Source organism: Synechococcus sp. N5 (genome assembly GCF_900473925.1).
Taxonomy (GTDB): domain Bacteria; phylum Cyanobacteriota; class Cyanobacteriia; order PCC-6307; family Cyanobiaceae; genus Parasynechococcus.
Genome location: NZ_UCNI01000001.1, coordinates 351,292 through 363,350, shown reverse-complemented (window position 1 = coordinate 363,350; position 12,059 = coordinate 351,292). Strand labels below are relative to the sequence as shown.

The following is a 12,059-nucleotide window of genomic DNA, read 5'->3' as shown; positions in this document are numbered from 1 at the left end:
ATGGTGTCAACAGTCAAATGTGCCTGACCCGCAGACTCGCCTCGAGACAGCTCAGCAACAGCGCCATTCAGGCTGAAAACCACTGACAAACAATCAACACCTTTCTGCAGAACATTGTTCAAAGAAGAACCATTCTTCAAGAGAAGCTTTGATTCGTTCCCTTGTATCCCTCACTCGCGGAGCCATCACTGAAAGTTCACTGATTGCCCTCTACGCGGCAGTATCACTGTGCGGAATCCGCTGCCTAAGCTCTGCGGACCGATGCAACCAACATGCTTCCTTCCTGGCTGTCTCCCCGCGGCGGCGCCGAATCCTCGGCCCCGGCAACGCATGCCGTGTTGGGAAAGCCGCTGAAGTCACCCCTGATGGCCGACCAGGAGGAAGCAATTTTTGCCTGTGGGTGCTTCTGGGGTGCTGAAAAAGGGTTCTGGCGACTGCCTGGGGTGGTGAGCACTGCTGTGGGGTATGCGGGCGGCCAGACCGAGCAACCGAGCTACAACGAGGTCTGCTCCGGCAGAACCGGTCACACGGAAGTGGTGCGAGTTGTGTGGAGCCGACCCGCCCTCGACTTCAGCGACCTGCTGAAACTGTTCTGGGAGTGCCACGACCCCACCCAGGGCAACAGGCAAGGCAACGACACCGGCAGCCAATACCGATCAGCCATTTACACCTTCAATCCGGAGCATCTGCAATTGGCCCTGGCCAGCCGGGATGCCTATCAAGTCGCCCTCTCGGCCAAGGGCTACGGGGCCATCACCACCGAAATCCTGGCAGACCAGACCTTCTATTTTGCCGAGGACTACCACCAGCAATACCTCGCCAAACCCGGTAGCCGCCCCTACTGCTCCGCCATGCCAACCCAGACGCTGCTTGGTGACTTCGAGGGATCGAACTACAAACTCCCGAAGCAAGTCTGGGACCAGTACGACTGGTCCATCAGTCACTGCGTGCTTCGATCCGACAACAGCCCGATCGCCCTAGGCTGATTCGGCCAAGATGAACATGGTCCCGACCCATGTCATGCCCGAACCCTGGTCTGATCGGCAGGTGATCCTGGCGATCGCCCTCACCTTGATTTTGGTTCTGGGCCTGATCCTCGGCAGCGTCTCGTTCAATCGAGATCAGCAAGCTCCGATGCTGTGGCGGGAGACCCCCCAACCCACAGCAACACCTTTGGCAATCTGACCACAAGCCGGCGGGCACGCTTCCTGTTGGTGCGATCGTGGGAGAACAAGGACCCCTCCGTTCTGCGGTGAGTGAACGGCCTGATCCATCCGAGCAGCGTCAACTGCATCCCCTGCCGAGGGGGCTGGTGGAGCTCTACGGCTTGATCGCCGTTCTGGTGGTTCTCATCCCCGAATGGCTGGCGGATGGAACCCTGAATCTGGGCCAGGCCAAAGGCCCTGCTTCACTCCCGATGCGCTCGAGAGCCTGGCGCACCCTGCCCGAGCTGCGTCTGGCGGCGATGACCCTGGCTGAGCTTCGCCAGGCCGCCGCAGAACTGCGGATGTACCACTACGCATCCGCAACAAGAGACCAGCTCACCACTCGGTTGCTCAGGCGACTCAGACGCCGGAATGCACTGTGATAACTTAAATCTGACGGGGCGTGGCGCAGCTTGGTAGCGCACCACTTTGGGGTAGTGGGGGTCGTGGGTTCAAATCCCGCCGCTCCGATTCAACCGTCTTGTTTCCCCACCTGAACATCAACACTTCAGGGATTGAGCCGGCGTTTTCGCCGGCTCTTTTTTTGCCTTCAGCGGCGGCCAGCGCCGGTCACCATCAGATGCCTGGAGGCATCAATCTGAAGCCAGCCTTCATCCCGCAACTGCCCCAACACGCGTGTCACGGTCACCCGTGTGGTGCTGAGGGCACTGGCGATCTCCTGATGGGTCAGGCGAAGGTTGAGCCGCAACCCGGCCTCACAGGGTTCGCCAAAGTCCTTGGCGAGTAGCTCCAAAAAGCCCCGGTTCGGACTGTCCAAACCGGGGCTTTTCATTCACCGAAAGAAGAGGTTTTCAGGGCTGAATGCTCGCCACCGCACTGCGGGATTTTTCGAGGATGCTGCCCCGCAGAGGCACAAAGCCCAGGGCCGCCGCCCGCTCCTGGGTGGAATCTTCCAGCATGTAGTTGAAGACGTCCCGCACAGCCTCAGCCTTGGCGCCATTGCCGTTGGCATAGGCCAGCACCCAGGTGAGTGTGGCAATGGGGTAAGCCCCAGCTGCCTCGGGGTTGGGATTGCTGCCCGCCAGGTACTGATCAAGCTCAATGCCGTTGAGAGCTTTGGCACCAGCCTCCACGGAGGGCTGGAGGAATTCACCGGATTTGTTCTGCAGCGCAGCAGCCTTCACATTCCCCTTGATGTACGACTGATTCACGTAACCGATCGCACCCTCACGGTTCTCGATCACTCCGGCCACCCCGGAATTGCCCTTGGCCCCTACGCCCACTGGCCACTTCACCGATTTGCCGCTGCCGAGGGTCCAATCGGTTGAAAAGGCCTGCATGGAATCGGCGAAGGCCTTGGTGGTGCCGGAGCCATCGGAGCGATGCACCCAGGTGATCGTGCCTGCTTCGCAGCCCAGCTCCTTCCAATCGCTGATGCCGCCCGTGGCCACCTCCACAGCCTGTTGCTGAGTGAGTTGAAGCTCGCAACCGGGCTTGTTGTATCCGAAGGCAATGGTTCCGCCCACCATCGGGATCTGAACCACTCCCTGGCTCACCTGCTTGCGATCGGCCTCTTTGATCGGGTCGTCCGAAGCGGCGAAATCCACGGTGCCATCAATGAAGGCTTTGCGACCGGAACCGGAACCCACCGCTTGGTAGTTCACCTTGATTCCACCGGAGCCGGCCAGATCGGCAAACCAACTCTGGTACACCTTGGCGGGGAAGGATGCTCCCGCCGCATTGAGGCTGGACACACTGGAGCTGCCACCACAGGCGGCGAGGCCAACAGCGAGGACGCTCAGGCTTGAAACAACAAGGGAACGACGTGCCAAAACCGTTTGTGTGATTTAGCCCATCCTCTCGCGGAGCAGGAGAGCTTGGGTTAAGAGCCCTCTAACAACTGCCTAAATCGGTCCACCTTCAGGTGGTGGGCACAACGGTGGATGCAACGGTGAGCCGCGTGGCCACCGCGTAACAGCGCAGCCAGCGGTTCACCCGTTTGCGGTGGGGGGCGGGAACCTCCTCAATCAACTGGCTGAGTTCATCCGCCCCCATGCGGCGCAGGGCACGCACATCCACATGCCAGAGCGCTTCGGCTTCACGGATCAAACGCGCCCAGGTGCGCACCTGCTGCCATTGACGCAGGCGGGAGCGGATGGGGCGTTGATGGGGATGCAGAAAAGCCGTCATGGCTTCAGCCTGCTGCGTTCAGCAGCACTCTCTGCAAAATCACCCAGACGCTTCGGAGTGCTGAAGCAAATGCGCAGGCTCAGGCGCTGAGGCGATCGGCTTCGACCTCAACGGAGGCGACCGGAAACTCCAGCTCCGCCACCTCACGATCGCTCAAACGACGGGTCCAGGCCCCCTTGATCGGATCGTTCCAACGGAAACCCGCCGCTTTGGCGAGGTGGCGTTCGTCGAACGACACCCGGGCACGCATCAACTGGCGGGGTTCCAGGCCCCGCTCCAACAGCTGCTCCAGGTCGTCACAGCGGGCGAAGACTTCCGCGATGTAGATGCAATCGCTGAGGGCGCGGTGGGCCGCCCAAACCGGAACGCCGTAGGCCAGGGCCAGGTCCCGCACCGACGGCCGCGAACGCAGCTGACGCTCCGCCGGCCAGCGGATGTCTTCCATGGTGCACAGCCACGGTGTTGTGGTGGCCGGCACAACGCCAAGACCGAACCACTGGCGATCGAAGGCCGCGTTATGGGCCACCAGCAGATCGGCAGCTTCAAGCAGATGCTCAAACCACACCAGCGCCTCCTGCCAGGGCTGGGGCCTGCGGGTGACGGCGGCGGGGATCCGGTTAATCGCCTCTGCCGCGTTGGAGTCCACCGGCAAAAGAAACGATTGCTGGGCCAGCACCGAACGACTCGGCACATCAAACAAAATGCAGCCCACCTCCAGGCATTGGTCCTGCTGCGGATCCAGACCGGAGGTTTCGGTGTCGATGATCAGCAGGGTGGTGGGTGAGGCATTTGGCGCGTCCTCGGGCTGATCAGCCTTGGCCTCGGGTTCAGCGGCTGGCGGAGCAGGAATCGGTATTGCCGCTGTTTGGGGCTCCGCCTGAGGCCTTGAAAATCCCGCAAGCAAATCGAGCTGTTCAGGCATGGCGCAGTGACTCCTACCGCCACTGATTCTCCCGCCCCGGGCAAGGTGCCTGCTGCCTAGGGTTCGACCTCTTCATTTCAATCGAATGGCCCTCGGGATCGGCGACCGTCTCCCCTCCTTCAGCCTGGAGGATCAGAACGGCGACCTTCGCACTCCCGCTGCGGTGCAGGGCCGCTGGCTGGTGCTGTTTTTCTATCCCAAGGACGACACACCTGGCTGCACAGCTGAAGCCTGCAGCTTCCGCGACAACGCGGAGAGCTTTGCTGCCCTCGATGCAGAGGTCTGGGGCATCAGCGGTGATGACGCCGTCAGCCACCGCCGTTTCGCCACCCGCCACAACCTCACGTTTCCGCTGCTGTGCGACCGCAACAACGCCCTGCGCCGCGAGATGGGTGTGCCCAAAGCCCTTGGTCTGCTGCCCGGTCGCGTCACCTACATCATTGATTGCGAGGGAGTGATCCGCCACACCTTCAGCAACCTCCTGGATGGCCCAGCCCACGTGCGTGAAGCACAGCAAGTGCTGAATCAGCTGCGCGGTTGAGCATGGCCAACTGGCGTCAGCTGGGTGCGATCTGGCAACTGCGGCCGGCCGAACCCACGGGATTGATCGAATTCATCGGCGGCAGCTATCTGGCGGCCACCCCCCAGATCAGCTACCGCAGGCTGCTGGAAGAGCTGGCGGCGGATGGGTTGGCGGTGCATGCCTGGGCCTATGTGCCCGGGCTCGATCATCAACGTCAGGCCCGCGATGCCTGGAGTGCCTTCCGCTCTGGGCGTCGCCAACTTGAGGAGCGCTGCGGGACCTTTGGGGCTCCGCTGCGGCTTGGCCACAGCCTGGGATGCAAGCTTCACCTGCTGGCCCCCGATGGGGGTCGAGGCAGCAGGGCTCTGGTGGCCCTGAGCTTCAACAACTTCAGCGCCGATCGCTCGATTCCGCTCCTGGGGGAACTGGCACCAAGGCTCGGGGTGGAAACCGAGTTCAGCCCAAGCCCAGCTGAAACGCTTCGCTTGATCAGCCGCCACTACCAACAGGAGCGGAACCTGGTGGTGCGCTTCGGGCGCGATGAACTGGATCAGAGCGGCGATCTGATCCAGGCGCTGCGAGAACGTGCTTCCGACGCCAGCTCAACCCTGGAGCTGCCCGGTGATCACCTCACCCCAGCCAGTGCCGGGCTGCGGCGCAGCTTTCTCGGAGACTGGGCGGATGACCCCAGGCGGGTGGCGGTCATCCGTCAGCTAAGCCGAACCATCGGCCAGGCGATCAGGCCCTGAGGCGATCCAGAACGGAGCGATCTTCCAGGGTGCTGGTGTCGCCACTCACCTCCTGACCCGCCGCCAGGGCCCGCAGGATCCGGCGCATGATCTTGCCGCTGCGGGTCTTGGGCAGGGCATCACTGCAACGGATCTCATCCGGCCGGGCAATCGGACCGATTTCCGTTCCCACGTGGGCGCGCAACTCCTTCACCAGGGCGTCATCGCCCTCGCGGCCCGCCTCCAGGGTGACAAAGGCCACGATGCCTTCGCCCTTGAGGTCGTCGGGCCGACCCACGACAGCCGCCTCCGCCACCGCAGGGTGACTGACGAGCGCTGATTCAATTTCCATCGTGCCGAGACGGTGGCCTGAGACGTTGATCACGTCATCGACGCGACCCATCACCCAGAAGTAGCCATCGGCATCCCGACGGGCACCATCCCCCGCGAAATAGAGGTAGGACCCATCGGCAGGACGGATGTGCTCCCAATAGCTCTCGCGGAAGCGTTGGGGGTTGCCATGCACGGTGCGCATCATTCCCGGCCAGGGAGCACGCACCGCCAGGTAGCCGCCTTCATCGGCACCACAGCTGTTGCCTTCCGCATCGATGATGTCGGCCTGAATGCCGGGCAGGGGCAGGGTGGCGGAGCCGGGCTTGGTGGGCGTTGCCCCCGGCAGGGGGCTGATCATCACCCCGCCGGTTTCGGTCTGCCACCAGGTGTCGACGATCGGGCAGCGGTTGCCTCCAATCACGTCGCGGTACCACATCCAGGCCTCCGGATTGATCGGTTCGCCGACGGTGCCAAGCAGGCGAAGGCTGCTCATGTCGAACTGATCCGGAACGGAGCGGCCGCTCTTCATGAACGCTCGGATGGCGGTGGGAGCCGTGTAGAAGATCGAGATCTTGTGTTTCTGGATCAACTCCCAGAAGGCACCGGGCTTGGACGGTCGCGGCGCACCCTCGTACATCACCGTCGTGGCACCGTTCGACAAGGGGCCGTAGACGATGTAGCTGTGGCCGGTGATCCAACCCACATCGGCCGTACACCAGAAGACATCCTCATCCCGGATGTCGAAGATCCACTGGAAGGTGAGGTGGGCCCAGAGGTTGTAGCCGGCGGTGGTGTGCACAACGCCCTTGGGCTTGCCGGTGGAGCCGGAGGTGTAGAGCACGAACAGTCGGTCCTCGCTGGCCATCGGCTCAGCGGGGCAGTCGGCACTCTGACCCTCCACCAGGTCATGCCACCACTGATCACGACCGGAAACCATCTCCACGTCCTGCTTGGTGCGCTGCACCACAAGCACGCCGGTCACCGAGGGGCAGGCGCCATTGGCCAGCGCCGCATCCACCGCGGGCTTGAGTGACACCGGCTTGTCCTTGCGGAAGCCGCCATCAGCGGTGATCACCGCTTTCACTTCACCATCGTTGAGCCGATCCCTCAGGGCTTCGGCGGAAAAGCCGCCGAACACCACTGAATGGGGTGCACCGATGCGCGCGCAGGCGAGCATGGCGATCGCCGCTTCCGGCACCATCGGCATGTAGAGCGCCACAAGGTCACCCTTGCCGATGCCCATGGCCTTGAGGCCATTGGCGGCTTTGCACACCTCGGCATGAAGTTCCTGGTAAGTGAACCGGCGCACATCCCCCGGTTCTCCCTCCCAGATCAACGCTGTCTTCTGCGCCGTTGGCCCATCGAGATGACGGTCCAGGCAGTTGTAGGAGAGGTTCGTGGTGCCACCCTCAAACCAGCGCGCGAACGGAGGATTCGACCAATCGAGCACGGTGTGGAAGGGCTCGAACCAATGCAGTTCTCGACGGGCGGCCTCACCCCAGAACGCATCAGGATCGTTTTTGGCGGCATCGGCCATGGCCCGGTAAGCCTCGAGGCTGCCGATGCGCGCTTTGGCGGAGGTGTCTGCTGGCGGCTCGAACACCCGCTGCTCCTGCAGCACGCTTTCGATGGTGGTGTTGGCGTCGGTCACAGCAGACTGCGCAGTGCTTCTCCTGGAAGGGTAAGGAGCAGGACCCCGCTTGATCCAGGTCCCGTATCAATCCGTCGGACGATGATGCAGTCGATGCGAAAGGATTGAGCTGGGCATCGCCATCCCGGGATGAAACTGCCACCTGCCGCTTGCCTGTTCGATCTGGATGGGCTTCTGCTCGACACCGAGCCGCTGCATGGCCGGGGCTGGTGGGAAGCCGCGGCCCACTTCGGCACCCAGCTGAGCGAGGCCCAGTTGATGCAGCTGAAGGGCCGTCGCCGGCTCGACTGTGCGGCCCAGGTGGATGCATGGCTGGCGCAACCGGTGGGCGCGGATGCGCTGTTGGCGGTGCAGCAGCCAATCGTGCGTGCCCTGCTTCCGGATGCTGCCCCGATGCCTGCCGCGCAGGAGCTGGTGGCGCATTGCCACAACCGGGGCATCCCCATGGCACTGGTCACCAGCAGCAGCAGCGAGGCCGTTGCATTCAAAGCAGCACCCCATCCCTGGCTGGAGCTGATCCAGGAACGGGTCTACGGCGACGATCCCGAGCTCAACGCGGGCAAACCCGACCCCGCACCCTTTCGACTTGCCGCCCACCGCTTGGGGCTCAACCCAAGCAACTGCTGGGCCCTGGAGGATTCCCAGGCCGGCAGCCAATCAGCCCTTGGCGCCGGGTGTCAGGTCTGGCTGGTGAGCCCCAAGGGCTCCGACCAACCCGACCTGAACACCAACCCCTGTGCCATCAACAGCCTGGCTGTTGTGTGGAAGCTGTTGACTTGAAGTCGCTGCTCAGTACAGGCGGCTGAGGACAAAGTCCGGCAGTTCCATCAAGGCGCGTTGCGCCGCAGACTCCGGCAGCCAAGCGATCGATTCCCGGGATTCGCGGGCAAAGGTTTCCGCCAGCTCACGGGTGCGTTCAATCGCCTTGGAGGCCCGAACCATCTCCAGTGCCTTGTCCAGGTCACCGGGCTCGGAAAACTGGCGATCGATCAACGGCTGCAGCGATGGATGCTCCTCAAGGGCATAGAAGGTGGGAGCCGTGAGATAGCCGCTGGCGAGATCACTGGCAGCCGGCTTGCCGAGCTGCTGGTCGCTGCCGGTGAAATCGAGGATGTCATCCACCACCTGGAAGGCCAGGCCCAACTGGCGACCGAATTGGTAGAGGCTGTCGAGCTGGGAGGGTGAGCAGCCGCTGAGCACGCCTGCAGCACGGCAGCTGTTGGCAATCAGGGATGCCGTCTTGCAGTAGCTCTTTTCGAGGTAGGTCTCAAAGGTTTGGGCCGTGTCGAAGCGGTAGAGGCCCTGCTTCACCTCCCCATCCGCGAGATCCATGATCACGCGGCTAAGCAGCTTGACGACATCGAGGTCATCGAGGTTGGCAAGGTGCCAGCTGGCCTGAGCGAAGAGGAAGTCGCCGGCAAGAACGGCAACGCGGGCATCGAACCGGCTGTGGACCGTGTCCACCCCGCGCCGGGTGGAAGCCTCATCCACCACATCGTCGTGAACGAGCGAGGCCGTGTGGATCATTTCAGTGATCTCAGCCAGGCGGCGGTGGCGGGGCGTGAGCTCTCCCTGCGGGGACAGGGCCCGCGACAGAAGCAGAACAATGCCGGGGCGCAACCGCTTGCCACCGGCGCTGAACAGATGCTCGGCAGCGGCCTGGAGGATGGGGTGACCTGCCCCGATCAGGCTGCGCAGGTCTCCGAGCAGGGTTTCAAGATCTGTCTCTACCGGTTGGAGTAGCTCGGTAACGGTGCTCATGACTCCCCTCGGCGCCGCGATCCTAGTGGTCCCACGCTCAGTCCTGCAGCAGCTGAAGGCTGACGGCAGGCCGCTGGCCCAGCCAGGGGGTGGCGCGCACTTCGAAGCCATCGGGGTCTGCGGTGACGCAGAAGCGGCAGCTGTCCAAGGAAAACGGCCTTGAGGCCGGCGAGATGCGCGCCGGTGGCCCCAGAACGGCATCCAGCTGACGGGCCACGCCGATGGCCGGGTCAATGATCTTGACCGACTCCGGCAGCAGCTGACGCAACAGCGGCACCAATAACGGGTAATGGGTGCAACCCAGCACGATCGAGTCCACGGAAGCCGCCAGCAGGGGTTCGAGATAGGCCTGGGCCGCACGACGCAGGTCGTCGCTGTTCATCTCGCCGGCTTCGATCAGGGGCACAAAGGCAGGACAGGCCTGCTCGATCACCACCGAGCCGGGATGAAGCGCTTCGATGCTGGCCCGGTAGGCCGAGGAGGCCACGGTGGCTGGTGTGGCCAGCACGCCAACACGGCGCGTTTCCACCATCGCGGCGGCGGCGCCGATCAGACCGATCACCGGCACCCCGGCCTGTCCCTCGGCCACATCCCTCGCCAGGGCATTGGTGGTGTTGCAGGCCATCACCACCGTGGAAACCTGTTGGTCGCGCAACCAACCCACCACTTCCGCAGCGATGCGCCGGATGTCATCCGGTTGACGATTGCCATAGGGAACCCGGGCCGTGTCACCGAGGTACACGCAGGGCACCGGTCCATGGCGTTCAAGCACCCGACGCAGAACCGTCAGGCCACCGAGGCCGCTGTCGAAGAACCCCAGCAGTTGCTTCGTCATCGCACCTCCTGCTTGAGGTAGTTGAGGATGCCGGCCGCCAGAGCCAAGGCCAGGCGGCGGCGATGGTCGGCCTTGGCCAGACGCGGCGCATCAATCGCCCCGGTGACGAATCCCATCTCCACCAGAGCCGAAGGCATGGTGCTGCGCCGGATCACGAAGAAACGACCACGTCTGACGCCGCGGTTCGGTGTTCCCGGGGACACATCCATCATCTGCTGCTGCAGATAGGACGCGAGGCGTCCAGAACGGGGGTCCGAGAAGAAGAACGTCTCGATCCCGTTCACATCCGGGCGGTTCATGCTCAGGGCATTGGCATGGATGCTCACGAAGGCCGTGGCCCCACTGCGGTTTGCCAGGGACACCCGCGGCGGCAGGTCCACATCCACTTCACGGGTGCGGGTCAAGCGCACGTCCACGCCCCTCGCCCGCAGAAGGTCGGCCACCTGCAGCGACACATCCAAAACCACGTCGGTCTCGCGCAGACCACCGATGCCGATGGCCCCCGGATCAGGCCCCCCATGACCGGGGTCAATCACGATGCGATAGCGGTTGCGGGCCACCGTGGGCAGCCCGGAAGGATCCACCGGCGTGCGGGTGGGACGGAAGCCACCCGGTGGGAGCCAGGCCGTGGCACGACCGCTGAGGTCGCCTTCACCGAAATCATCCAAGCCGCGGGTGGGCAGGCCTGTGAACACCAGTTCCCAACGGTCCGGAGCGGTTCCACGCAGGCGCAGATCGTTGGGGTTGAGATCCACATCAGGGCGGAATTCCACCACCAGACGGGTGGCACCCGCGCGGGGTTTGCCCAGCCGGATCTCACGGACGGCACCGCGCCCCGCCAGGCGCCGCGGGAATCTGAGCTCACCTGGAATATCAATCCAGACCCGGGTGCCGCGGCCATCGCTGGCAGCCTGAAAAAACGCTTCCAAGCGAGCGTTCCGGCTGGTGCGCAGCTTGAGCACCCCCTCCTCGGTGAAGGCCCAGGCGGCCAGGGCACTGGCAGCTCGGGCAGGCAACGCCTGGGTGAAGGCCGTGCACTGCAGGGCTGCGGCCAGAAGCCAGGCCATCCGTCGGGATGAGGCCGGAGCCATGGCGCTCAGAACAGCGTGGGTTGGCGGTGCCGAAGGCTCGGCATCTGACCCCGAACATGACCGAGGTGGTTGGTGTTCACCGGAGCAATGGCGGCTCCCGCCTGGACACCCGCATCCGCGAGGACCGTTCCCCAGGGATCAATTACCAGGGCGTGTCCATGGCTCTGACGGCGACCGTGGTGGACACCGGTCTGAGCCGGAGCGAGGACATAGGCCGTGTTTTCAATGGCCCTGGCCTGCAAAAGCACCTGCCAGTGGTCTTTTCCGGTGAAGGCCGTGAATGCCGCAGGAATCATCAACAGGTCTGCGCCGGCACCTACGAGATGGCGATAGAGCTCAGGAAACCGCACGTCGTAGCAAATGGACAGCCCCACCTTGCAGAGACCAGGAATCTCAACGACCGGAGGCAGATCCCTGCCTGGGTTCACCGTTGCCGACTCGCGGTAGGTGTTGCCGTCCGGCAGGTCGACATCAAAGAGGTGAATCTTGTCGTAACGGCCCAGGAGCATGCCGTCACGGTCGACAAGCTCAGCGCGGTTCAGGGTTCGCGATCCATCACCCACCGGCACAGGAAAGCCACCACCCAGCAGCGCCACCTGATAGCGACGCGCCATGGTCACCAGGAAGCTACTGCTCTGCTCCGCCAGGGTGGGAGCCAGCTCCAGGCGCCGGCTGTCTTCGCCCATGAAAGCGAAGTTCTCCGGCAGACCGATCAGCTCGGCACCACGGCGGGCAGCCAAATCGATCTGCTCTTCAGCTGCATTGAAGTTGAGCGCCGGGTCCTGACCGCTCGTCAGCTGGACAGCAGCCGCCAGGAAGTCGCTCACATGCACTGATCAGATGAGCGAACTTTAGTGAG

General features: G+C 63.5%; 14 protein-coding genes, 1 tRNA gene and 1 pseudogene. 7 read left to right on the top strand and 9 right to left on the bottom strand.

The genetic code is table 11. The features are described 5' to 3' along the window. Positions 1–272: 272 nt before the first annotated feature. The 4 genes from msrA to DXY03_RS02105 all read left to right on the top strand — a co-directional run bounded on the left by msrA (position 273) and on the right by DXY03_RS02105 (position 1,676). On the top strand, positions 273–986 hold the full coding sequence (gene msrA / locus DXY03_RS02115) for a peptide-methionine (S)-S-oxide reductase MsrA (RefSeq protein WP_115008911.1): 714 nt from the start codon (positions 273–275) through the stop codon (positions 984–986). A 10-nt stretch (positions 987–996) separates the two neighbouring features. After that, on the top strand, positions 997–1,185 hold the full coding sequence (locus DXY03_RS12075; protein ID WP_206749716.1) for a hypothetical protein: 189 nt from the start codon (positions 997–999) through the stop codon (positions 1,183–1,185). A 67-nt stretch (positions 1,186–1,252) separates the two neighbouring features. Beyond that, positions 1,253–1,588: a hypothetical protein gene (locus DXY03_RS02110; protein ID WP_115008910.1), complete on the top strand. Its 336-nt coding sequence runs from the start codon at positions 1,253–1,255 to the stop codon at positions 1,586–1,588. A 14-nt stretch (positions 1,589–1,602) separates the two neighbouring features. Further along, positions 1,603–1,676: transfer RNA gene (locus DXY03_RS02105), tRNA-Pro, on the top strand. Positions 1,677–1,755: 79 nt separating this feature from the next. Here DXY03_RS02105 and DXY03_RS02100 read toward each other — a convergent pair. The 4 genes and pseudogenes from DXY03_RS02100 to DXY03_RS02085 form a co-directional block, all read right to left on the bottom strand. Further along, positions 1,756–1,968 (bottom strand): annotated as a pseudogene (locus DXY03_RS02100) (replication/maintenance protein RepL); the annotation flags it as partial. Between the two features lie 49 nt (positions 1,969–2,017). Continuing rightward, the gene (gene pstS / locus DXY03_RS02095) at positions 2,018–2,998 is read right to left on the bottom strand and encodes a phosphate ABC transporter substrate-binding protein PstS (RefSeq protein ID WP_115008909.1); all 981 of its coding nucleotides are present in this window, start codon (positions 2,996–2,998) and stop codon (positions 2,018–2,020) included. Between the two features lie 88 nt (positions 2,999–3,086). Continuing rightward, entirely contained in the window at positions 3,087–3,356 is a 270-nt protein-coding gene (locus DXY03_RS02090; protein WP_115008908.1) for a hypothetical protein, read from the bottom strand. Between the two features lie 79 nt (positions 3,357–3,435). Further along, positions 3,436–4,278 (bottom strand): 3'-5' exonuclease, encoded by an 843-nt coding sequence (locus DXY03_RS02085; protein ID WP_115008907.1) that lies wholly within the window; start codon positions 4,276–4,278, stop codon positions 3,436–3,438. Positions 4,279–4,363: 85 nt separating this feature from the next. Here DXY03_RS02085 and DXY03_RS02080 point away from each other — a divergent pair, with 85 nt between their 5' ends. Then, the gene (locus DXY03_RS02080; RefSeq protein ID WP_115008906.1) at positions 4,364–4,819 is read left to right on the top strand and encodes a peroxiredoxin; all 456 of its coding nucleotides are present in this window, start codon (positions 4,364–4,366) and stop codon (positions 4,817–4,819) included. Positions 4,820–4,821: 2 nt separating this feature from the next. Further along, entirely contained in the window at positions 4,822–5,550 is a 729-nt protein-coding gene (locus DXY03_RS02075) for a DUF1350 family protein (RefSeq protein ID WP_115008905.1), read from the top strand. On the opposite strand, the gene acs is transcribed toward DXY03_RS02075, so the two are convergent. Next, positions 5,540–7,513 (bottom strand): acetate--CoA ligase, encoded by a 1,974-nt coding sequence (acs, locus tag DXY03_RS02070; RefSeq protein WP_115008904.1) that lies wholly within the window; start codon positions 7,511–7,513, stop codon positions 5,540–5,542. The two genes, DXY03_RS02075 and acs, sit on opposite strands and share 11 nt — an antisense overlap. Positions 7,514–7,642: 129 nt before the next feature. Between acs and DXY03_RS02065 the strand changes: the two genes are divergently transcribed. Beyond that, a complete protein-coding gene (locus DXY03_RS02065; RefSeq protein WP_115008903.1) occupies positions 7,643–8,293 on the top strand; it encodes an HAD family phosphatase in 651 nt (216 codons plus the stop codon). 9 nt (positions 8,294–8,302) lie between these two features. On the opposite strand, the gene sds is transcribed toward DXY03_RS02065, so the two are convergent. From sds to DXY03_RS02045, 4 genes are read right to left on the bottom strand one after another with little or no spacing between them, the layout of a single operon-like run. Next, complete coding sequence (gene sds, locus DXY03_RS02060; RefSeq protein WP_115008902.1) at positions 8,303–9,274, bottom strand: solanesyl diphosphate synthase; 972 nt, start codon at positions 9,272–9,274, stop codon at positions 8,303–8,305. A gap of 37 nt (positions 9,275–9,311) precedes the next feature. Then, positions 9,312–10,109, bottom strand: coding sequence for a glutamate racemase (gene murI / locus DXY03_RS02055; protein WP_115008901.1), 798 nt, complete (start codon positions 10,107–10,109; stop codon positions 9,312–9,314). Beyond that, a complete protein-coding gene (locus DXY03_RS02050; protein WP_114989000.1) occupies positions 10,106–11,200 on the bottom strand; it encodes an N-acetylmuramoyl-L-alanine amidase in 1,095 nt (364 codons plus the stop codon). Before DXY03_RS02050 ends, murI begins: the two co-directional genes overlap by 4 nt. A 5-nt stretch (positions 11,201–11,205) precedes the next feature. Then, positions 11,206–12,027, bottom strand: coding sequence for a carbon-nitrogen hydrolase family protein (locus tag DXY03_RS02045; RefSeq protein ID WP_115008900.1), 822 nt, complete (start codon positions 12,025–12,027; stop codon positions 11,206–11,208). Positions 12,028–12,059 lie beyond the last annotated feature (32 nt).